This window comes from Bacillus sp. OTU530 (assembly GCF_038440375.1).
This window is the reverse complement of sequence record NZ_JASATP010000048.1, coordinates 1-22,598: the sequence shown is the minus strand read 5'-3', so window position 1 is coordinate 22,598 and position 22,598 is coordinate 1. Positions and strand designations below refer to the sequence as shown.

General features: G+C 36.4%; 17 protein-coding genes and 1 pseudogene. 10 read left to right on the top strand and 8 right to left on the bottom strand.

The window, feature by feature from the left end; all coding sequences use genetic code 11:
• Positions 1–433 precede the first annotated feature (433 nt).
• The 3 genes from AAHB12_RS24790 to garR form a co-directional block, all read right to left on the bottom strand.
• Positions 434–1,753, bottom strand: a complete 1,320-nt coding sequence (locus tag AAHB12_RS24790; RefSeq protein WP_342047765.1) for a gluconate:H+ symporter — start codon at positions 1,751–1,753, stop codon at positions 434–436.
• Between the two features lie 167 nt (positions 1,754–1,920).
• Complete coding sequence (locus AAHB12_RS24785; protein WP_342047764.1) at positions 1,921–3,357, bottom strand: four-carbon acid sugar kinase family protein; 1,437 nt, start codon at positions 3,355–3,357, stop codon at positions 1,921–1,923.
• Positions 3,354–4,361, bottom strand: coding sequence for a 2-hydroxy-3-oxopropionate reductase (gene garR / locus AAHB12_RS24780; protein WP_446715609.1), 1,008 nt, complete (start codon positions 4,359–4,361; stop codon positions 3,354–3,356). Before garR ends, AAHB12_RS24785 begins: the two co-directional genes overlap by 4 nt.
• 295 nt (positions 4,362–4,656) lie before the next feature.
• On the opposite strand from garR, the gene AAHB12_RS24775 reads away from it, so the two are divergent.
• Positions 4,657–5,277: a GntR family transcriptional regulator gene (locus AAHB12_RS24775; RefSeq protein ID WP_446715610.1), complete on the top strand. Its 621-nt coding sequence runs from the start codon at positions 4,657–4,659 to the stop codon at positions 5,275–5,277.
• A 218-nt stretch (positions 5,278–5,495) separates the two neighbouring features.
• Positions 5,496–6,332 carry a class II fructose-bisphosphate aldolase gene (locus AAHB12_RS24770; protein ID WP_342047761.1) on the top strand — a complete coding sequence of 279 codons (837 nt, stop codon included), beginning with the start codon at positions 5,496–5,498 and terminating at the stop codon, positions 6,330–6,332.
• Between the two features lie 189 nt (positions 6,333–6,521).
• On the opposite strand, the gene AAHB12_RS24765 is transcribed toward AAHB12_RS24770, so the two are convergent.
• The 4 genes from AAHB12_RS24765 to AAHB12_RS24750 all read right to left on the bottom strand — a co-directional run bounded on the left by AAHB12_RS24765 (position 6,522) and on the right by AAHB12_RS24750 (position 11,554).
• Positions 6,522–7,589, bottom strand: coding sequence for a Ger(x)C family spore germination protein (locus AAHB12_RS24765; RefSeq protein ID WP_342047759.1), 1,068 nt, complete (start codon positions 7,587–7,589; stop codon positions 6,522–6,524).
• Positions 7,586–8,677: a GerAB/ArcD/ProY family transporter gene (locus AAHB12_RS24760; protein WP_342047758.1), complete on the bottom strand. Its 1,092-nt coding sequence runs from the start codon at positions 8,675–8,677 to the stop codon at positions 7,586–7,588. The genes AAHB12_RS24765 and AAHB12_RS24760 overlap by 4 nt, the downstream gene beginning before the upstream one ends.
• Before the next feature lie 22 nt (positions 8,678–8,699).
• On the bottom strand, positions 8,700–10,259 hold the full coding sequence (locus tag AAHB12_RS24755) for a spore germination protein (protein ID WP_342047757.1): 1,560 nt from the start codon (positions 10,257–10,259) through the stop codon (positions 8,700–8,702).
• Between the two features lie 425 nt (positions 10,260–10,684).
• A complete protein-coding gene (locus tag AAHB12_RS24750) occupies positions 10,685–11,554 on the bottom strand; it encodes a helix-turn-helix transcriptional regulator (protein ID WP_342047755.1) in 870 nt (289 codons plus the stop codon).
• A 90-nt stretch (positions 11,555–11,644) separates the two neighbouring features.
• Between AAHB12_RS24750 and AAHB12_RS24745 the strand changes: the two genes are divergently transcribed.
• From AAHB12_RS24745 to AAHB12_RS24730, 4 genes are all read left to right on the top strand, one after another.
• Positions 11,645–12,343, top strand: coding sequence for a DUF4386 domain-containing protein (locus tag AAHB12_RS24745; RefSeq protein ID WP_342047754.1), 699 nt, complete (start codon positions 11,645–11,647; stop codon positions 12,341–12,343).
• 405 nt (positions 12,344–12,748) lie between these two features.
• Positions 12,749–13,879: an ATP-binding protein gene (locus AAHB12_RS24740; RefSeq protein ID WP_342047753.1), complete on the top strand. Its 1,131-nt coding sequence runs from the start codon at positions 12,749–12,751 to the stop codon at positions 13,877–13,879.
• 241 nt (positions 13,880–14,120) lie between these two features.
• Positions 14,121–14,813, top strand: a complete 693-nt coding sequence (locus tag AAHB12_RS24735) for a Na-translocating system protein MpsC family protein (RefSeq protein WP_342047752.1) — start codon at positions 14,121–14,123, stop codon at positions 14,811–14,813.
• A gap of 82 nt (positions 14,814–14,895) precedes the next feature.
• Positions 14,896–15,588, top strand: a complete 693-nt coding sequence (locus tag AAHB12_RS24730; RefSeq protein WP_342047750.1) for a Na-translocating system protein MpsC family protein — start codon at positions 14,896–14,898, stop codon at positions 15,586–15,588.
• 378 nt (positions 15,589–15,966) lie between these two features.
• Here AAHB12_RS24730 and AAHB12_RS24725 read toward each other — a convergent pair.
• Positions 15,967–16,675 (bottom strand): annotated as a pseudogene (locus AAHB12_RS24725) (IS6 family transposase).
• 179 nt (positions 16,676–16,854) lie between these two features.
• Between AAHB12_RS24725 and AAHB12_RS24720 the strand changes: the two are divergent.
• The 4 genes from AAHB12_RS24720 (at position 16,855) to AAHB12_RS24705 (ending at position 22,487) form a co-directional block, all read left to right on the top strand.
• The gene (locus AAHB12_RS24720) at positions 16,855–17,226 is read left to right on the top strand and encodes a hypothetical protein (protein ID WP_342047749.1); all 372 of its coding nucleotides are present in this window, start codon (positions 16,855–16,857) and stop codon (positions 17,224–17,226) included.
• A 271-nt stretch (positions 17,227–17,497) separates the two neighbouring features.
• Positions 17,498–19,225, top strand: coding sequence for a sensor histidine kinase (locus AAHB12_RS24715; protein WP_342047747.1), 1,728 nt, complete (start codon positions 17,498–17,500; stop codon positions 19,223–19,225).
• 21 nt (positions 19,226–19,246) lie between these two features.
• Positions 19,247–20,863 carry a response regulator transcription factor gene (locus AAHB12_RS24710; RefSeq protein WP_342047746.1) on the top strand — a complete coding sequence of 539 codons (1,617 nt, stop codon included), beginning with the start codon at positions 19,247–19,249 and terminating at the stop codon, positions 20,861–20,863.
• Positions 20,864–20,993: 130 nt separating this feature from the next.
• Complete coding sequence (locus AAHB12_RS24705) at positions 20,994–22,487, top strand: ABC transporter substrate-binding protein (protein ID WP_342047744.1); 1,494 nt, start codon at positions 20,994–20,996, stop codon at positions 22,485–22,487.
• Positions 22,488–22,598 lie beyond the last annotated feature (111 nt).

The following is a 22,598-nucleotide window of genomic DNA, read 5'->3' as shown; positions in this document are numbered from 1 at the left end:
TTATACCATAACTGAACAGGATTGGTGGAAAAGAGCAATTTTCTTAAAGAAAACGGAAAAGTGGCAATATTCTTAATTTTGACAGCAATATTCTTAAAAAACATAGCAATGCTTTTTAGTGACTCCTTTTTTAATAGTTTAATCAAATGAAATTATGATAGCAATAATTTTATAAAGGTGCTATATATTCCAAGGATTTGGCTGGTATGGCTTTATTATTTGGTTACTGCATTCGTTTGTCTTCAACTAGGGGAGCTTGGTTAGGAGTTTTGGCCTTAGCGAGAATACCGTAATAGGAGTTTCCTAAAAGACTTATCCTAACATAGAAGTAGGAGTATGTGGGAAGAGGTAATGTCAAATCAGCTTATTCAATCAAAAGCTCGGGGATAAATAAAAAAGGCATTGTTCCGAAAAACAATGCCTTTTTTATAGGTTATATAAACATATCCAAGATTAGGACACCAGCAAGTCCGACTAAAGAAATAATCGTTACCATGACAGACCATGTTTTAATGGTTTTTCCGATGGATAGGTTAAAGTATTCTTTGTAAATCCAGAAGCCTGCGTCATTCACGTGTGAGAAGGTAACACTTCCTGCACCAGCAGCTAATACCATCAATTCTGGACTTGCACCAGCTGAAGCGACAAGTGGTGCAGCAATACCTGCTGCTGTCATACCTGCTACAGTTGCAGATCCTACTGCTATCCTTAGGATTGCTGCAATCAGCCAAGTTAAAAGCAGCGGTGAAAGGGTAGAGCCAGCCATAAGACCAGAAATATATTTATCAATATGGCTGTCAACCAGTACTTGTTTGAATGCGCCGCCAGCAGCAATGATTAATAGAATCATCCCGATACCGCTTACAGCTTCACTAAGAGATTGCATAATTTCTGGCATTTTTTTACCAAGATTTAAACCAAATGTAAAGATGGCAACAATGATTGAAATTAACAGGGCTATATTCGCATTACCGATAAAATCAGTGAACGGTGCAATGGCTGATTTAGGTGCAAAAATTTCTACAATCGCTTGTAACGCAATTAGAATAACTGGTAAAAGAGCAGTGAGAAGACTGATTCCGAATTTAGGAAGTTCCTCTTCTTTAAATTGCTTAGGATTAAATAGGCCTTTTGGAATTTCAATTTCTAACGATTCTTTTTTAAATAATTTTGTATAAACTGGACCTGCAAGAAGAAATGCAGGAATGGCAATGATGATTCCATAAATCATAGTTAAACCGATATTTGCCCCAAAAACATTTGCAACCGCAGTTGGACCAGGGTGCGGAGGCACAAATCCATGCATGGTAATCAGGGCAGCAATTACTGGCATACCAAGATATAGTACCGGTACTCTAGCAGCTGTAGCAATGGTAAATACTAATGGAATTAAAACAACAACCCCAGTTTCAAAGAATAAAGCGATTCCAACAATAGCAGCTGTAACAACAGCAGCCAATTGAACTCTTTTTTCTCCGAAAGCATTAATCAATGTCGTCGCAATCCGCTGCGCACCGCCTGAATCAGTCATTAACTTACCAAGTACGGCACCAAAGATAATAATCATCGTAAGATGCCCAAGTGTTCCGCCTAGCCCTGCTTCAATGGACCCGATTGCCTCAATCGGTGTCATTCCTTCTAGGATTCCTACCACTAGCGAAACAATAATTAATGATACGAAAGCGTTTAACTTTGTGCCCATCATTAATACTAATAATAGGGCAACCCCAATAGTAACTGAAATAATTGGCATTTTTTCTTCCTCTTCTCTTATTTAGCTTCATAAAAAGAGGCCCTCTTCCGTAAGGAGTTTACTCAAATTCCATAATCTAATTCTTGATGATTACAATTTCTTGCTGAAAGACTATATGATGAGTATTTACTCCTTACTTCAGGGCCAAACTTAAAAGGACATTTAGATTATTTTTGGCTTAGCATTTCAACAACTTCTCTTAAATCCGTCTTTGTCCCAACGTTTCCTGGGAAGATAACATAGGAAATTCCCGGGAATTTGCTTTCGCTGCCTGTTGTCCAGACTGGAATTCCAGGTCGAATTTGACCTGCTACTGTTGCTCTTTTAACTTCAAGACCGTTTGTCCCAACATCACTAGATGTAATACCGCCCTTAGCAATAATATAGGAAGGTCTTACTTCTAACCGTTTTACAATACTGGTAACTGCATCGGAAATCTTTACTGATAGCTTTAATTCTTCTTCTTTTTTGCCTTCTCCGAGATCCAATCTTTCTCTTCTTGTATAAACGGCAACATTTTTTCCTTCAATAATAAGCTTATTTGTCGTCGCTATTACTCGAGCAAGCTCTTCTTCGAATTTTTCAGGCTCTAGTACAAGATGAACATTGAACTCAATAAATTCAACAGTATCTGACTTTTTCAGCTCTTCAAACTGTTCTGTAGTCTTTTTAACATGTGAACCGATAATGACCAATCCGCCATTGTTTGTGTCTTCACTCATGATTTCCTCACGAGTGAGCAGGTTTTTATCGCTTACGCCCCCGATAACCTTCGTAAGTGCAGCTGCACTTCTGAACATAAAGTTCTTTCCTTTATTCATCGCTCTAATCAAAGCAATGGTAAAGATTTTAACATCCGCATAGTCAACGGCATTCACAATGACTTTATTAAAGTTCTCAACCTTCAGTAATTGCTGTTCAATTGTTTCAACATCTAGTGCACGCAGGCTATCAAGTGAAATATACGTCATATTGTCCGCTTTATATTCACCGTTAGATTTTTCTTCAGCCCACTCGCCTAAATGCGATTTGGTATAGCCGAAGGTACGATCTTTCGCAAATTCTGTTTCTCCTGCAGGGACGAGATACTCGTCATATTGAACATAATGGATATTGTCAATTGTGAAGCGTCCGCCTTCCTTAAAGAATGGAAGGATTACCTCACCATCAAATTTCATATCAGAGTTGGTTTCAACTGTTTCTTTTAATACTTGAGTTTCCAGCGGGTAATGGCCTCTTAATGTTGAATCACCACGGCTGATAATGGTAAATTCGCGATTGCTTCTCTTCGCTGCTTCCACGATATTTGCGGCAATTTCTTGATGCGCTTTTGTTGTTTCAGCAGCTGTAAATCCACGTGAATTTGTTAAGATAAAGAACATGGAGTTCTCTTCTTGGAAGCCTTTTTCGATACTGTCCAAAGACCAATCTGTATAAACAGAAATTCCATGAACTGTTTGAACACCAGTTGGGTCATCATCCAGTACGATGATTTTTTTATTTAAATTTTTAAGTTCTTTCTCAATCATTTCATTCACAAGGCTTGTATCGACAGAAGGTATTTTGCTAAAAACTTCTTCCACTAATCTTTTATTTGAACTCATTGATTAGAACCCCTTACTTCAACATTTGCTAGTTTTTCGTAATACTGTACGATGCCGCCATGATCATCCATTAATTTTCCATCTACTTTTAGCGCATGGAAGATTTCTAATAGGTGGCTTGATAATGGAAGCGGTACGCCAATTTCATGAGCTGTATCCATTACGTTAGTAATATCTTTCATATTGATAGCAATGGTTCCGCCTGGAGCAAAGTTTCTTTCAAGAATTAATGGAACCTTTGCATCCAGTACCGCACTTCCTGCTAATCCGCCTCTGATTGCCTGATACATTTTTTCGATATCGATTCCAGCTTTAGCTGCTAAGATAAGTGCTTCTGACATTGCAGCAATGTTAAGGTTTACAATGATCTGATTCGCTAATTTTGCTGTAACCCCGCAGCCGCTATTTCCAACTAATGTAACCGCACTTCCCATATCGAATAAAACTGATTTTGCCGCTTCGAACACATCTTCTTTACCGCCTACCATGATGGCTAATGTACCGTCGATTGCTTTAGGTTCTCCGCCGCTGACAGGTGCATCTAGGAAGCCGACGCCTTTTTTGGCAGCTTCTTCTGCAAGTTCAATTGAAATAGCAGGAGTAATGGAGCTCATGTCGATAATAATGGAGCCTTCTTTTGCTCCTGCTAAAACTCCATTGTCGCCTAAAACAACAGCTTGTACATGTTTCGATGCCGGAAGCATTGTGATAATGATTTCGCTGTTTTCTGCTACTTCTCTTGGCGAACGAGCTGCTGTTGCACCCGCTTCCAATAATGTTTGTACCGCCTCTTGATTTAGATCAGTAACTGTTAATGTATGTCCTGCTTTAATAAGGTTTAAAGCCATAGGTTTTCCCATTATGCCCAATCCGATAAAGCCAACCTTTTTTGTCATGCTATTTTCCTCCCAATACATTTTTTTGAAAGGCTCAGTTAATTTGTCTTTTGATTTCCGCCTCAAGCGCTCGCTTTCATGTTGCAAATCAACAATGAGTCTTAACATCGTCCTATGAAAAGCAGATAACCCCTTGAAAAAATAGGTTTTCCCATTTTCATTATCTTTAATTAGGTTTTCCGCCTTGGAATTGAAAGCTTGTAAGCAATCGCTTACATCGTTGTTTACGTTTTCATTGTATACTAAAAAATAATTTTTGTATACATTTTTTGTCGTATTAGTGTACATTTTTTGTTTTCCGTATACTGAATGTTGTTTTTACTTTTTTCTCCAGCATGATTTTATTAAAATAATTTGGTACTATGGATATAATTAGAAATGAAAAACTGGGGTGAAATTTGTGATTGAAAGTAACAGCTCACGGCTGGCGTATCACCATTGTTATGAAATTCTTCGCGATAAAATTTTAAATGGTGAGCTTCCTGGCGGTACTAAGATTGTCGAAGAAAAAATCGCTGCTGAGCTTGGCGTCAGCAGAACACCGATAAGGGATTCGATACGAAAATTAGAATATGAAGGACTAATTGTTAAAAAGAGAGTGGTAAATCCAACGGAGAAGGACTTACGGAATATGTTTAATGTCCGGATCCTGCTAGAAGGGTACTCAGCTCGATGTGCGGCAAACTTTTTAAGAGAAAATGAAATTGAAAAACTGCACGAGTATGTTGAGATTGGCAGAAAGGGCACTAAAGAGGAAATCATGTCTGCCAATGAAAGCTTTCATAATGATATTGTGAAAGCAAGTAATAATCCTGTCATGATTGATATTATTGATCGAATGCAGGCGATTATTTATTTGTTTAGAAAAACTGTTGTTATCTATAATCGTCCACATCTTATTGATGAGCATGAAGAAATTTATGAGGCAATCAAGGCAAGAGATGCTGAAAAGGCTGAAATTTTGATGAAAAAACACTTAGAAACTGACTTGAATTTTTATCTGCACATAATGAGTAATGGATAGTATCTTCTGCAAATAGTCGATTAATAAGCAAAAGTGCCCTCATTGAATTCTGAGGGCACTTTTGTTGTGTTCCCCAAATAATACAAGTGTCTTACTTATGGCACGCTTCACCTTAATTCATTCAAATAGTATCTAGAAATGAAATAAATTGTATACAAAAAATATAAAAACGTATACAATGTTCTCAACTTAATCTATCAAGTAAGGAGTAAACGATCATGTTAATGAATACAAAAGAAATTTTAACACAGGCACAACAAGGCAAATATGCTGTGGCGGCTTTTAACGTGTATAACTTAGAAACAGCCCAAGCTGCTATCCAAGTGAGCGAGCGGGAAGGTACATCTGTGATTATCGCTCTAGGAGAACGTTATTTTCCTACAGTGGATGTTGAAGGTTTTTCAGCCATGGTCAAAGCAATGGCTGAAAAAGTAAAGGTTCCGGTTGCACTGCATCTTGATCATGCCTATGAAAAAGAATCAATTATTCGAGCAATTCGAGCTGGTTTCACCTCTGTTATGTACGACGGATCTAAATATGATCTTGAACAAAATATCCGTTTTACCAAAGAGATTGTGGAAATTGCCCATATGGCAGGAGTCTCTGTTGAAGCAGAAATCGGCTCTGTGGCAAGGGGGGCATTCTCAGACGAAGAAGAAGGGGATGGAACTTTAACAGATCCGCAATCAGCCAAGGCATTCGTTGTTGAAACAAACGTTGACTTTTTAGCCGCTGCAATTGGCACTGTTCATGGAATGTACAAGGGCGAACCGAAAATTGACTTAGCTCTTCTAGAGAGGATTCGTGAAGCAGTGGGTATCCCGCTCGTTCTGCATGGCGGTTCTGGAACACCTGAAAATGTTCTAAAGAAAGCAATCGAATTAGGCATTTGTAAAGTAAACGTCAATACAGAAGTTTCCATGGCGGCTGTCTCTTATCTTGAAAAATATGCTAAAGAGAAACAAACGGCTCATCTATCTACCATCATGGCAGAAATGCAGCAAGCAATGGAGCCAGTAATGACGAAATTTGTGCGCTTGTTATCAAAAAAATAAAAGAGCAGCAGATCCTTAATTTTGTTAAGGGTTAATTACGGTAACCATACCATAAGTAAATGAGATTTTTGGGACTAAAAGGAAGGAACCTGACCTTAAATAGAGGCGGTTTTTTAGCTATAGTCATTGGGAGATGGTTGTCAAAGGGTCACTAAATAAAGTTTGGTGACCCTTTTTTAATAGCGTTCTTTACTCAACAACTCCAACCTCAATTATACTTACGTCTGCGGTAACCTTAAATCGAGCATTTTTATAGTGCTCATTCCATTTGTTAAAATCAAAATCTCGTGTTTTGCTTTTAGCAACATGACCAAAGCCGGCCGGGTCAATTTCTTTTTTTTGAAAGCTCTCAATTATTTTCTTACATTCTACAACAACTTGTTTTTCTAAATGTTTCTCAATTTTATGTATCTCGCCCTTTTTAAGGGTCTTTTCTTTATGTTCCGTAAGAAGCCCTTTTATTTTCATATGAACCGAAAATTCATAGGGATTCCTGCTTGTTAGTCTGATTTTATTCTTTGAAGTGATACTTTGGACAGTGGATTCTTCATTCTTGTCTTTTACCTTTACTGAACCCCTGGTATGTTTGTCGACAAGGAGCTTGAAATAAAACATTTTATTTTCTGGAAGAATAGCGACAACTTTGTCATTCCTGAAGAGGGCTATTCCAATTATATTTACCAAATTAGATTGACTCTTTTTAAGCAGAGGCAAATAAGCATCCTTCCCTTTTTGGGATAAAGCAGCCAAAAATTGATGAAGATTGGTCAGCGGCAAGTTTTCTCCTTCTATATTATGTTCAAGTAACTGTGTAAGGTATGCGGCGTTCCCGCGGTCTCCATATCTACCTTTAAAAATATCAATTGCTTTTCCATCTACTACAGCTAAATGGATCCTTGCGCCAACGCTTGGATCCCGAAGGAAGACTTCAACTATTTGATTGATGCCCTCACGCGCGACATCTTCTCCAAAAAAAGCAAGATCTAGGCTTCCGCTGACAATTGGCTGGGAAGCTTTTTTCTGTATTTCGGTCATCAAATCCCTCATGATAGTTCCTTTGGCGGAAAAGGTAAAATTCCCAAATGACTTGTCAGGCTTAAAAACGGGAATCATGACACTTCCAAGCAATTGATTACCACTTTTATCGATACCGATACCTGTCGCAATATTTACATCATCAATAACATTTGTCTGGACACACCCGGTTAAAAGCATAGTGCAAAAAAGTAGGGACATGGCGAAGTGAATATTCTTCACTTTGTTTTCACCTTCTTTTTAATGAGTAGTAATAAATAGAGAATGGGAATATAAATATAAACTAAAGAGAAGCCAACTTTTGAGTCTATGTCTAAGAAAAGATCCATCCTTTCGCGTGTAGGTATTAATACTGCGATAATCAGACATAACAAGGCAATGAGAATGACTGCTTTTTTTTGTTGGATGCGATAAACCCGTTTGGCGCACCGACTGGCGGCCCATAATGTAATCGCAACATTTGGGATAAGGATTAAGGCCCAATTCGCAATTCCTAAATACTCGAACCTTTCAATAAAAGGGAGGCTGACGATTTTCCACATTTCCAATGTTGCCCAAATTGATCGTTCGAGCAAGCTAGGCGGAAAATAGGAAAAGCTGATAACTGCCAAACCAGTATAAAAAAGGGTGGTTGCCAAAAGTCCGATATGAACCCATTTTTTTGATTGCTCAGGCTTCTTAATAAAAGGATAAAAAACTAATAAAGTTTCAAAGCCAAGATAACTAAGTGACATATTGTACCCGCTTTTTATCATTTCGCTAAAGGAGTGATCGAAAACAGGAAGCAAATTGGTAAAGTCCCCATACTTTAATGCAAACCCGAAGGTAAACACTAAATAAGAGGGAATGACTACTCCGAGAAAGGAAATTCCCACCACAGTCCTGAACCCGCCATAGACAATATAAATCCCTAAAAGTAAATAAACGATTGCAAACGAAAAAGGGTTTAAATCAAGAAACATCCATGTACGGATGATTTCAATTAGACCGCCGAGTACTCCAGCACAAGTAATGATAAAATAGACAATAAAAAAGGTATTTATGCTGTTACCAATGATTTTTCCAAACACATAAACATTGGCATACATCACGTCCCCTTCAACAGCTTCGCATACTTTATAGATCAGCCATATGGAGAGGTTAGTAATTAATCCTGCCACTAAAACAGAGATCCAAGCATCATATCCGGCATCTTTGGCAATGCTTCGCTGAAAACCGAGGACACCAATTCCGATCTGCATTGAAACGACGACATACGCGGCCATAAATGGTGAAATTTGTAGTCTCTCCGGGACGGATCCCTGCATCATGTTTCCTTACCTGCCTTTTTCGTTATTCATCAATGTCCTTCTTTTTAGAAGCCTTTTCCTTACTAAAACGAACCGGATTGCTGGTTCTTAAAAACTGCGGGCGAAGTGCTTGGCTTTTAAATGGGAACCGAAATAAGGCATCTTTGAAATCCTTCATTCTGAGCGGGAAAATAGGTTCCATAAATGGAAAGCCAAGCGATGTAAGCCGAAGCAAATGAACAAGTAGAAAACAAAATGCGATTGTTATCCCGAGTAAACCCCATATTTCGGCCATGAAAAGAAACGGAAAACGCATAATCCTAATCGTATTGCTCATTTGGTACACAGGTGTTGTGAAGGAGGCAAGAGCAGACAGGGCAATAAAAATCAAAAGAACATTGCTCGTAAGACCAGCTTCAACAGATGCTGTCCCGATAACAATACCTCCCACGATGCCGATTGTCTGGCCGACCTTAGTCGGAAGCCTGGCTCCTGCTTCTCTTAATAGTTCAATCGTTACTTCCAGAAACAATACTTCAAGAACTGGCGGGAAAGGAACAACCCGCCTGGAGGTAACTAACGTAATTAATAAGTCCTTTGGAATTAATTCATAGTGGTACGTAACCACCGCAACATAAAGAGGTGTAATCAAAATCGAAAAAGTAACTGCAAATAAACGTATTAATCTGATAAAAGAAGCAAGAATCCAGTTAAGAAAGTAATCTTCAAATGAGTTAAAAAACTCTGTCAAAGAGGTTGGCCCGATTAGTGCATGTGGTGAGCCGTCCACTAAAATAACAACTTTCCCTTCTGCCAGGCTGGATGCAACCCGATCTGGTCTTTCTGTATCGAGCAGCTGCGGAAAAGGAGAATGCCCGTTATCTGAGATCATCTGCGTAAAATACGAACTGTCAGCGATTTCGTCCTTTTCAATATCACCAATCCGCTGCTTAACCGTATTGACGATTTCTTTATTTATGATTCCGTCGATATAGAGAACAACAACTTTCGTTTTTGATAATTTTCCGACGCAGAATTCTTCCGCTATTAGCTCCTGAATAGGTAAACGTTTTCGAATCAAGTTCAAGTTTTGCCCAATGGCCTCGACAAATGCTTCTTTAGGGCCAACGACGCTGAATTCAATTTCTGGAGCCGTAACCGACCGAACAACTTGTTTGGACGCGGAGATAAAGGCAAATTCACTTGTATCTCCTTCAATTGTTAGCATTACATACCCATTAAGCAGTCTTTGGGGGATATCAGCTGTGTTGCTTGATAGCTCTACATCCGCAATCGGAAGCAGCTTTTTAACATCGGCTATTTTCCAAAACTCTCCATTAAGTAAAGAGGGGAGGACATTATTGTCCAGCACTTCTTCTTCAACAAGTGAGGATAGAAAGGTAAAGTGAAATTTTTTTCCTGACTCTTGATTAAGATAGAAAGTTTTTGTGTAATCTCTTGATTTAGTGAGATCTTTTTCCCAGTCTTCGATATAATCGCTTTTTTGTATATTTTGTTCTGGTTCACTTTGTTCATCTTTTAGGTCATCTGCTAGGTATTTTTGGTTAGGTCTGCGTTTTTTAAGTCTGAATAAATTAAGCATTAGCCACACCATTTCGAATGTTTGCCTTTATTTTTACCATAATTGGTAAGATTATCCCGTATAAATGGGATAGTAATCTTTATTTTTCATTTCAGTTAATGAAAAAGATTATGTGAAAAATATGTGATTTATCGGGAATTTCCATAAACAGGTAATAAGAGGTGAATAAGATAACAATGAGTAAAGGAGCTTTTCTATAAAGAAAGGCTCCTTTGCTTTTGGAGATATATGTATATAAAGCGCAGGACTTGCCAATCGGCGAGTTTTCTTTAGGTACAAAACCATTCCCATAATCAGCTTCTAACTAATTACAGCAAGATTTGGAAAGTCTAACCTAACCCCATTTTGCTATCCTATTATTATTCAAAATAACTTTACGAACGAGAAAGGGGCATAAACGAGAGTATGATCACTTTAAAGTGAAATTAAAAATCTGAATCAATCGGTAGTTTTTTGATAGGTGTATATATGTGGTAGGCGGAATCAAGATTGTGAATGTTATCAAAGGCTTGAATGAGTTCGATATGTGAATTCTCAGTTTCCTGCTTTGAGATTTTTAAAAATCTTGCAAAATCAGTGATGAGGACATTTCCTATATCAAGCAAATCACCAAAATATTTAAATTTAGCACAAAAGAGCTGTGGTATATCAACGGTAAAGTAATAGGGCTTGCCTATTTGTATATCATATGGAATCCCGAAAAGAACCTTGAAGCGGGTTGAATTTGGCTGGCAGTCTGAATAAATAACATAACATGGACCATTTATTGTCTCATCAATGTTATCTAATAGCATTTTTGAATGAGAGCGGATCTTTGTCCTGTAATCATCAGTTGCAAGATCAACTTCAAAGGCTATGCCACTGACCCTGATTGTTTTGAACTCCGTTAGGGTGAAATCGGTGACAATATCACCATTGATGTTTTTAATGGGTCTTTTAACTACTGAAGGTATGGGCATTTGAGATATGGTCGTATCCTTAACTCTAAGAGAGCTTGGTGCTATACCATATTGGCGTTTGAAGGCACGGGTGAAGGATGCTTGGGTTCCAAAGTTTAGCTGATAAGCAATATCCGTTAGAGATAAGGTGTCGTTTTGAATGAATTGTAGTGATGCATTCAATCTTCTGGACAGTATGTAATTGTTTAATGAACAACCCATCATGGCAGAAAAAAGCCTATGAAAATAGTATTTTGACATGTTGAAGGTATTCGCAACAGAATCTAATGATAAAGGTTGTTGAATATTGTTTTCAATATATAGCAAGGTATCCTCAATTACATCATAATGGTCCATAATAGCTCCTTATATCAATGTTTTATGATACTCATAACCAGTATAACATAGGAAATTCAATTGGTAGTTATTTCAAGGGGGGTAAAGATCATGACAAGAGACAGAATGAATGGAATTATCATCGGTGTTTTATATATAGCAGCTGCAGTTACTTCAGTCATAGCTGTTGTCTTTTATCAGCCGATATTGTCAGAGCAATGGTATATGTCTGTAGCAAATGGATTTCAAACGAAGATTTTGCTCGGTGTAATGAATGATTTTTTACTTGTAGTGACAGCTATTGGGACAGCAGTCATGCTGTTTCCTTATCTTCGCCGCTGGAATGAGCATATTGCATTAGGGTATCTTTGTTTTCGATTTATGGAAGCTGTTTTTATTTCAATAGGCTTAGTAAGTATATTAGGTTTATTACATCTTAGTACACATTATGAAGCAGACAGTTTAACAAGGGAAGAAAATCTTCTTACCATAGGTTTAATGTTGCAGGCCTTTTATCGATGGACTTCTATGTTAGGTCCAAATCTCATGTTAGGTTTAAATACGCTTATGTATAGTTATTTACTTTTTAGAACAGGCTTAGTGCCCAAACCGTTAGCGCTATTTGGGATGATTACAGCTACCCTTGTATTTATAGCCGGTTTATTAGAAATGTTTGGTGCAGTAGAGCCTTTCTCTACGATAAAGGGACTCATTGCTCTGCCTGTGGGCGTTTATGAGATGAGCTTGGCAGTCTGGTTGATTGTGAAGGGATTTCATAAACAACAGCTTGAAAAACTAAAAGTGAATTAGTGTTTTCAAACCTATTAATGATGATGTAAATTTTTACACTGTAAAAAAGTATAAATTTCTAGCCGGAAGCCAATTCGACGTAGCGAGAAATTTTAGGAATACAGTATAAGTGCAACTACGCCTCTGTCTTCGCCCAAGGGCAGGGCTTGCCAATCGACGAGTTTTCTTTAACAAGAGAAATTATTTACAGATTATTGCCAAAAATCGAAAAATATAATATATTTATTATGGATATAGAGTTGATGCTCTGTTCTAATTGGAAAATTGAAGTAAGTAGTGAAATCTAAAATGGTAACGAATTCTAGAAATGTACGCTAGATTTTAAAGCCACAGTAAGAAGCAGGGAATCACCTGATCTTATTGTGGCTTTTTTATGTCATTAAATTAGGAAAGGAGATCTGCCTTATGGTTATGCATGGAACTAATCAGAAAAGTGCCCTTTTAAAAGTATATAGAGATACGAACATGGATCAGGACTTCTCAATTCTATCCCAAAATCATGATGCGTTTCTATTAATTGACTTGCAAGGGAAGGTTGAATATGCCAGCCATGCTTGTGAACCACTATTAGGTTATTCAGGAGATCCCCTACAGCAATTAACATTACATAAACTATTTATCTCGGACTTTTTAAATCAAGCGCATACCTTCTTTAAAGGCAGAGAACAGGAGAAACTTGATAATTTTGATGCTCAGGTACAAGTGAACGACGAAGGTATCTTAGATGTTAATGTTACCTCCATTCCCATTTTCTTTGAAAAAGCTTTTCTTGGCTCGTATCTAGTCTTAAAGGATATTACATCCATCAAACAAAATAGGCTTACGATGGAACATGAAAAAGAGTATCATACTTTAATTAGTAGTTTGTTCCGCGTATCGGAGAAACAAGCTACTGCTGCGCAGCTGGCAGCCGGGATTGCCCATGAGATCCGCAATCCAATTACAGCCATCAAAGGCTTTCTACAATTATTAACGGGAGAAAACGTTGGTAATAAAATTTATTTCGAAATTATGCATTCTGAGATTGACCGAATTGAAGCAATTCTAAAGGAGTTAATGGTGCTCGCCAAACCATCCAAGCAAAAATATGAAAGAATAAATCTTCAAGTTTTATTAGAGCAGGTTGTTACCTTAATGACATCGCAGGCCCTTTTAAATACTATTCAAATAGAAAAACAATTCGATTTTACTAATCGATGGATTTTAGGTGATAGTGACCGATTGAAGCAAGTTTTTATTAATTATATAAAAAATGCAATTGAAGCTATGCCTAATGGAGGAGTGCTACGAATACATGGGAGTTCCCTTGCTGATGGGCAGATTCGAATCAGCGTCATCGATCAGGGGTCCGGGATCCCGTCCGAGATTCTTAAGCAAATTGGCAAGCCTTTTTTTACAACAAAAGAAAATGGAACAGGGCTTGGCATGCTAGTCAGCCAGCAAATTATCAAGGAGCATAGAGGAGATATATACATAGAGAGTGATTCAAAAGGAACCTCCATTCAGGTGAAATTACCTTTATTATCACAAGAGTGAAGCTTCATTTACTAATTTTTATCTGAATGTATTGTCATCCTTTGGAAATGATGTTAGAATTAATTTTGTCTAATGTCTTGCAGTCATTAGTTATATTATTCTGTTCAAAAGTATCATTTTAAATAAATACTATCTTATTGTGATGGTAAATGGTAGAAGCTATTTTTATAGTCGTCTTAACCGTGGCCTAACTTCCTATTTGTGAAGTTAGGCCTTTTTATTTTTTATAAGGGGGATTTGAATGGTTGCAACTCAAGAAGATTTGCTGTCTGTTAGTAGTTCTTTCAGTAGAATAATCAAGCGGGGAATCGGAAAAGGACCTGAAGCCTGTTATACAGTGCTAAAAGCAAACCGATTATACGTTTATATCCGTAACTTTATGACACCTGCTGAAGAAATCTTAACTAACAAAAAGGAATATAATTTAGTGATGAGATATCGGTCCTCTGTTATAGCAGCTTTGTCCGATGAGTTATTACAAGAAGCATCGCAACTTTTAGGAATTCCCTTCGAATCCTTTTACCAAGATTGGAACTATAATACTAACTCTGGTATTTTACTGCTAGTGAATAATGACTTCAATCCTGATGTGAAGATAGATGAAAGTTTTGAGAGAAAGTTATTTCCATTAGTTCGAATGGTAGGTTCACAGTTGCATAAGATCCCGAGTGAGCTCAAGGTTGTCAAGTATACCCAAAATATCTGTGTAATTGAATCTAAAGGGATTATGCTTCCACTGGAACACTTGCTTTTGGAACAAGGGAATATAGATTTACTATTAACCCATGCTGCGGAAATTAAAAAGGGATACGTTCGGCAGAGAGAATTATTTGAAGAAGCATTTAATGGATTGATTGAGGACTTATTCATGATGTGGGATTATAAACAAAATAAAAGCTATTTGATTTTTAGCTTTAACAAGGTTTATACCTGAATAGTAAAAATTTTACTGTCTGGACATAATAATGTAAGGCAGTATTTTTTTTGCCTTTGTCGAAAGAGAGGTTGAACCACTTATGTCATCGCCACTGCAGCAAAAGTTAATGGATATAAGCAGCCTAACCAGCAAATTGTTAAGAAAAAATTTTGGCCGTGGTCCGGAAGCTTGCTATGCTTATGCAAATGAGCAATTTTTAGTTTTTTACATACGGGGATTCATGTCTCCATTGGAGTCTATTTTGCTGGAGAACGGTAATCCCGATAACATCGATATTTCTCGGAATATAGTTATGAAAACGGTCCTTAATCAATTGAAGGGTATTATTGAACTGGAATTTGAACAGGATGTCGAATGTTTTTACCATGATTGGAACTATCCGCAAAATACAGGGATGATAACAGTTCAATTTGAAGGTGATATCACTAAACAAGTCCATCAGGATAATGGTTCTATTGATTTGAAACCATTAATTGCTGAGGTTGAAAGAATTAGTATTTTGGTGCAAAAAAAACCTGAGAAAACCGAGGCATTCTTTATCTCTCCAAAGATGTATTTGGTAAAACGGGATGGAATTTTAGTTCAAATTGAAAAGCAGTTAATCATAAAGGGATATGAACAGACACTCATGGTTACCAAGGATGAGCTAGAAAAGTCATATTTACATCGTGATAGCCGCTTTGAAGAAATCTTTAAGAATCCTGTCGCAGATATTTTTGTGGATTGGGACTTTAGTGAAGATAGGAGCATTATGTGTTTTGTCCTCAAGTAAGCACTGAGAGGAGTAGAAGGATGAGCGGTTTGGGAGAACATTGGAAAAGATATTCCTGCACAATAGCAGCTCGATGGAGTCTTACCTGAAAATGAGAATTATTGATATTTTTGTTGACTGGGATCTCGAGCTTGATAAAAGCTTGATTGTTTTGATCACCAATCCGAAAGAATTGATGGATAAAGACAATTTAGATAAAGTGAATTTTGTATAGTAAGCCATTTGAGTGGATGAGTAAAGAAGACCCTCTCAAAGGTCATTTAAATACATTGGAGAGGATCTTCTTTACTTTTGAAAATCTATCTATTGATAATTTGGTTCTGGTGCAAATATGATTTTTTAGAAACATAGAGACTCAATATCCTTTCCATCTGTGAATTATGATACTACTCCAAATAATTTATATATGAATTCAATCTCACTTTGGACAGACTTCACCCCTTGTTGAAGTTGTCTTTTTTTTCAGCATATGCATCACTTCCATTCCACAGATAATCTGTTTCGCTGTTCGAAACGTTTTCAATCCTAGCATAGAACGGACTCGCTTCTTGATAAAACGATGATCTTGCTCCACTATATTATTCAAGTATTTTTGTTGTCTAAGTTGCATACCTTCAGGTATGCTCTTGTCTTTTTTCAACTCTTCGATTGCTATAGGATAAGCCGGATTCTTATCGACTGTCATGACACGAGGCTCAGAAACATGAACAGACCGCAAAGCTTTCTTGAAGAAGTGCTTTGCAGCCTGTTTATCTCTTGTTTTACTGAGATAAAAATCAATCGTGCTTCCTTTGGAATCCACTGCACGATACAGATACATCCATTGACCTTTTACTTTGATATATGTTTCATCGACTCTCCACGAGTCATTTGTTGGTTTAAGATGAGACCTTACTCTTTCATCTAATTCAGGGCCATATTGATGTACCCAACGCATAATCGTTGTGTGAACTATCGATAGGCCACGTTCTTCCATCATTTCCACCAGATTACGAAAACTAAGATTGTACCGTAGGTACCATCTCACCGTTAACAAAATAATGTCAGGCTGATAATGTTTCCACTTAAACAAATCTTGCTTTTCCATACTAATCACGTCCTTTTAGAGTACTAGTATCAGTATGTCCAAGCTTTAGAGATTAATTGCAATTGTTTTGAGATTGTTGCACCAGAACCGTTCTTATGAAGGGCGAGCTATCCGATAAATGGTCAATGTCGTTAGAATTCCTTGTCGGGGTGATGCTCGTATCTCTTGGAATGAGGAGCATGCTTTTTCATAAAAATAAAAATGCAAAGCAGGTTGGTCATTCACCAGAGAGGGCATCTTTAATCAAGGTAACCTTTATCGGATTTATTCACAGTCTTGCAGGAAGTGCAGCAATGGTTGTCTTAACGATGTCAACTGTATCTACAGTTTGGGAATGTATTCTTTATATTATGATATTTGGCGTTGGAACAATTTTAGGAATGTTAACATTTACAACAATTATTGGAATTCCCTTTGTGTATAGTAAGAAAAATCTAAATCTTAATCGTTCTTTAACACAGCTTGCTGGAACCGTTAGCTTTATATTTGGCATTTACTATATGTACAATCTTGGGATTACAGAGGGGTTATTTCAAATGTGGGCTCGATGAAGGGTACTTTTACAGATCTTATTTTTGACATTATGTATTACCTCAAACTAAGACTTAGTTATTTTATGAAGTAATTTAGTCTATGCGTAAAATTTATTTGGACTTTAAAATTAGATAGTAAATGGGCTTTGAGTGATAAAAGGTAGCTTAAGGCTCTTTGTTTAGGGAAAAGTGAAGCAGTTATATAAGTAGTCTAAATTCTAAAACTATTTTTAATTATTGTTGTATAATAAAAGTATACTTAGGTAAAAGTTCATCAGGAGGATCACGAATGCGACCAACTAGGCCAATTTTTAATTCGTTGATGTTTAAGCTTTTTCTATGTGTTTTTTTGATAATCGGTCCATTAATAGTTGTTCATATTGTTAGCAACTATTATGGAGTTGAAGTTATCAGAAACCAGGTGGCCCAGTCAAACAAAAATATGCTCAATATTTATATGAATCAAATTGATCAGGCATTAGAAGGTGTTGGAAAATATACTTTTGAAATTGCGCAAAACAATACAGATTTATATTTTCTCCAATACAATGAAAACCTTGATTATAATGAGTATGAAAAAGCAAAAATACGGTTAGTGAATTTTATCACCAATCAGACTTATCTCTATACGACAATTGATTCGATTTTTATTTATTCAACTGCATACAAAGATTTTATCAATACTGAGAAGTTCGCTGCTGACACTTATCTAGAACGTTATGCTGCAAAGGAAGAGATTCGTCAGTTTCTCGAGGAAAAACCGAAGCAGTTAATAGAAGGGAGATGGAATATAAGGAAAGGAGCAAATAATTACTACCTGCTTCAATATTTTGAAGTAAACGGAGTATATGTTGGTGCATGGGTAAATGTGGAAAATATTATTAAACCCTTTAAATATATTGATTTTGGTGAAACTGGAAAAGCATTATTAACTACTTCCGACTTAAAACCAATTACTAATAAGAAATTTATTGAAGAAGAAAAAATAGATTTAAACTTCAATGCAGAGAATTATTACATTTCCGGGAAGAAAAATCGATTTATTTTAATGCAAGAAAAATCTCAAATAGGTGATTTTTATCTTGTTGCCTTAATCCCTGAAAGTGAAATCTTAGAAAAACTTCCTTATTTACAGCGAATCTCATCCATTATTACGTTTCTGGCCATTTTGTTTTTAGCATTTTTTATTTTGATAATGAGAAAGATATTTCTTAAGCCGATCAATCGAATTGTTTTTGCAATGAAAAAACTGCGGAAGGGAGACTTAGATATTCGCCTTCCAATTGAACGGAATTCTACCGAGTTTGAGGTGATGAATGAAACCTTTAATCATATGATTTCAGAGATAAAAGATTTAAAAATTAATGTATATGAAGAAAAATTAAATCTTCAAAGAGCGGAACTAAAGCATTTACAGTTGCAAATTAATCCGCATTTTTTCCTTAATTCATTAAATATTATTTATAATTTGGCTACAGTTAAGGACTTCAGTCTCATCCAAGAGATGGCAAAATGTTTAGCAAACTACTTCCGCTTCATGTTCCGTAGTAACTCCTATTTTGTTAGTTTAGCGGATGAAGTTAAGCATACAGAGAATTATTTAAGGATTCAACAACTTCGATTTCCAGAAACCCTTAACTATTATGTTGAATTACCGGCTGAGTTGATGAAATGTAAAATTCCACCTCTCATCATCCAAACAATTACTGAAAACTCAATTAAACACGCATTTGATTTAGATGAATGTTTGGATGTTTTTATAGAAATAAAGCAAGATGAGGATCCTAACTTTATCTATATAAAAATTCAGGATACAGGAGAAGGATTCCCGGAAGATGTGTTAGAGGCTTTTGAAAAGGACGAATCCCTTACAAGCAGTGAAGGCGAGAGAATAGGAATATGGAATGTTAAACAAAGATTACTTCTGTTGTACGGCGACAGCTCAAAAATATATCTTTCAAATGAACCAGGCAAAGGTGCCACAGTGCAAATTTGGATTCCTAAAGAATTGTTTTAAGACATAGAGAGGGGATTGGCAATGAAGCAATTTAATATTCTAATTGTTGATGATGAAGTTCATGCTATTAGAGGGGTTCAAGCTGGAGTGAATTGGGAAAAATACAATATCTTATCTGTATATACAGCTCGTAATGTAGCACAAGCACAGGAAGTATTTTTAAAAAATAAGGTTGACCTGTTACTATGTGATATTGAAATGCCTAAAGGGTCTGGATTTGACTTATTAAAGTGGGTTAGGGAGCATTACCCTGAAACAGAAGCTATTTTTTTAACCTGCCATTCCGATTTCTCCTATGCGAAACAAGCGCTGCAGTTAAAAAGCTTTAACTATCTACTAAAACCAGTTGATTATCGGGAACTTGAAGAGGCCATTGGAGAGGCTCTGGAAAAAATAGAAAAGGATCAAGAGATAAAAAAGGTAGAGGAATCTTACTTGCAACTGAAAAAAAGCCATCATGAAGTTCTGAAGGAACGGTTCTGGTTGGATTTAATCCAACAAGTCATTCCATCAACTATAGATAAAATTGAAGAACATATGAAGAATCATCATTTATCATTTTCAATATCTACAATGTTTCTTCCTATGTTATTTCATGTTCAACGCTGGAAAAAGGAGTTATCGGCCTATGAAGAAAAGCTAAAGGAGAATGCTCTTCAAAAAGCGGTGCGTGAGGTAATCTCGAAGTTTGACACTGGTGCTCATGTGGTTAATTTAGAGACTGGATATGTTGTAGTCATTATGCCTTCAAGAAGTTCTATAAACCTGGAGGAACTTACAAATAATATTAATCAATTCATTTCTCAATTCTCTCAATACTTTTCATGTGATCTATGTTGCTACATTGGCAATCAAGTTCAGATTCAAGAAGTGATGAGTATGGTGCAAAACTTGCAGGAACTGGACCGTAACAATGTAACTTTAAATAACCAGACAATTTTTTATAAAAATGATACAAAGGGGGTAAGCTCCTTATCACCCAAGCTTCCTTCCACCGAATGGACAAGTCTTATGAAAAATGGCCTAAAGGACAAGTTTTTGGATGAAATCAATAAATATTTTGCGGATTGGAAAAAAGCCAATGATATAACAGCACAATCACTTCATTTATTTTACCAAGATTTTTTACAACTTGTTTTTTACGTGCTTCAGGTAAAAGGGATTCAGGCAAATCAAATCTATTCACAAAACTTACTAACGGAAAAGCCAAAAGAAGTGTTGAAATCGTTGTATGCTCTTCAGGAATGGGTCATTTACATTGCGGATGTGGCAATGAACCAGATCCATCCTCCTCAAGAAAAAGAATCAGTAGTCGACTTAGTGAGGAAGTTTATTCATGATCATCTTGGTGAGCAGCGTCTAACACGAGAAGACATTGCCAATTACGTTTATCTAAATCCAGACTATTTAACAAGGGTTTTCAAAAAACAAACAGGGTTATCGCTATCAGACTACTTGCAGCAGCAAAGGATTGAATATGCTAAAAAACTGTTAGTAGAAACAAGTTTACCAGTAAGTGAAGTAGCTTTATCAGCGGGGTATTCGAATTTTTCCTATTTTTCCACAATTTTTAAAAAGGCAACTAAATTAAATCCGATGGAGTATCGAAAATCGACAATTAGTTCGGAAAAGTCGTAATAATGAAAGTGGAATGTCGTATTTTTAGTAAGTGTTTTTTCACCCATCCTTTATACTAAAAACAGATAGTTGATAGCGTTTTCATTAAGCGCTATCAGCACATCAAAAGAGAATGAGGGGGAAAGAAAAAGTGAAGAGTTTTAAGGCTTTTATAAGGTTTTTAATGATCATCATGTCAGTCTTTTTAGTTTTGGCTGGCTGTAGTTCAAAGGAAAGTAGTACAAGTAAAAAGGATGGTACCAGTTCTAAGGATAAGCCATATGAAATTACGATGGCATATCTAAGTTTTACAAAAATAGATGACCTTCCTTTAGTTCAGGAAGAAATCAATAAAATTGTTAAAGAGAAAATTAATGCTACGGTTAAATTAGTGCCAATTAGTGGTTCTGCATGGGCACAGCAACAAAATTTAATGCTGACAAGCAATGAAAAGTTAGATTTGATTGTGTCTTCATCAAACTATGGGTACAGTACACAAGCAGCAAAAGGCCAATACCTTCCATTAGATGATTTACTTAAATCACATGGAAAAGGTATTTTAGAAGTAATGCCTAAACATCTTTTAGAAGGTAATAAAGTTAACGGTAAAATATATGGTGTTCCAAGTATGAGAGACTGGGGTTCCTATTATGGATATATTATGAGAAAGGATATAGTAGATAAATATAATATTGATCTTTCTCAAATTAAAACGTTTGCTGATTTGGAAAATGTATTTAAAACTGTCAAAGAAAAAGAACCGAATTTAACTCCAGTAGTGAACACATCAATGGGAACAGCGGTTGCTACTGCCATTGCAGCTGGAAAATTTGATGTGCTAGGGGACAATCTTGGAGTAGTATCATTTAAAGACGAGAAAGTTGTCAATATGTTTGAAGAACCTGAATATGTAGAAGCAGTTAAATTAGCAAGAAAATGGTTCCAATCAGGCTATATCATCAAGGATTCAGCAACATCAAAAGAAACTGCCGCTAGTATTGTAAAAGCAAATAAAGGATTTGGATATTTCGCTAAAATGAAGCCTGGTTTTGATGTGCAAGAGAAGGGAATAACAGGGCATGAAATGGTGTCAGTAAAATTGACAGATGTGTATTCATATACAGATGCGGCCACAGGCTTTAATATGTCTATTGCCAGAAACAGTGAAAACCCAGAAAAAGCAATGGAATTCATTAATTTACTTTACACTAATAAAGACATTATGAATTTATTAGATAATGGTATTGAAGGGAAACATTATGTAGTTAAGCCAGAAGGTGTGATTGCTCTGCCAGAAGGGGTAAAAGAATCTAAATATGTATTTGGGCAGTGGCAAATTGGTAATAACTTCTTAACTTATCCATGGGAAGGAAACCCTGCTAATTATTGGGATGTTATGAAAAAACATAACGATTCAGCTATTTTTTCTCCAGCATTTGGTTTTACATTCAACCCAGATCCTGTAAAAACGGAAATTGCAGCATCCACGAATGTACTAAATCAGTATAAGTTAGGTCTTGAATCAGGTACATTGGACCCAGATAAGAGTTTAGCTGAATTTAATAAGAAGCTTAAAGAATCCGGCTTAGGTAAAATTATTGCGGAAAAACAAAAGCAATATGATGAGTGGAAAAAGAAGCAATAAGGAACCGAGAACAGGAGAGCTAGTTGGATTGAAATGAACCTAAAAGTTAGACATGAATACTAGATAGCTTTCTTGGCATGAATCCGGTATTGAACCGGGATCATGCCTTTT

Coding starts and splice junctions, on each gene's coding strand:
- AAHB12_RS24790 (WP_342047765.1), bottom strand. CDS start 1,753: ATGCCAATTATTTCAGTTACTATTGGGGTTGCCCTATTATTAGTATTA.
- AAHB12_RS24785 (WP_342047764.1), bottom strand. CDS start 3,357: ATGAGTTCAAATAAAAGATTAGTGGAAGAAGTTTTTAGCAAAATACCT.
- garR (WP_446715609.1), bottom strand. CDS start 4,361: ATGTTAAGACTCATTGTTGATTTGCAACATGAAAGCGAGCGCTTGAGG.
- AAHB12_RS24770 (WP_342047761.1), top strand. CDS start 5,496: ATGTTAATGAATACAAAAGAAATTTTAACACAGGCACAACAAGGCAAA.
- AAHB12_RS24760 (WP_342047758.1), bottom strand. CDS start 8,677: ATGATGCAGGGATCCGTCCCGGAGAGACTACAAATTTCACCATTTATG.
- AAHB12_RS24755 (WP_342047757.1), bottom strand. CDS start 10,259: ATGCTTAATTTATTCAGACTTAAAAAACGCAGACCTAACCAAAAATAC.
- AAHB12_RS24750 (WP_342047755.1), bottom strand. CDS start 11,554: ATGGACCATTATGATGTAATTGAGGATACCTTGCTATATATTGAAAAC.
- AAHB12_RS24745 (WP_342047754.1), top strand. CDS start 11,645: ATGACAAGAGACAGAATGAATGGAATTATCATCGGTGTTTTATATATA.
- AAHB12_RS24740 (WP_342047753.1), top strand. CDS start 12,749: ATGGTTATGCATGGAACTAATCAGAAAAGTGCCCTTTTAAAAGTATAT.
- AAHB12_RS24735 (WP_342047752.1), top strand. CDS start 14,121: ATGGTTGCAACTCAAGAAGATTTGCTGTCTGTTAGTAGTTCTTTCAGT.
- AAHB12_RS24730 (WP_342047750.1), top strand. CDS start 14,896: ATGTCATCGCCACTGCAGCAAAAGTTAATGGATATAAGCAGCCTAACC.
- AAHB12_RS24720 (WP_342047749.1), top strand. CDS start 16,855: ATGCTTTTTCATAAAAATAAAAATGCAAAGCAGGTTGGTCATTCACCA.
- AAHB12_RS24715 (WP_342047747.1), top strand. CDS start 17,498: ATGCGACCAACTAGGCCAATTTTTAATTCGTTGATGTTTAAGCTTTTT.
- AAHB12_RS24710 (WP_342047746.1), top strand. CDS start 19,247: ATGAAGCAATTTAATATTCTAATTGTTGATGATGAAGTTCATGCTATT.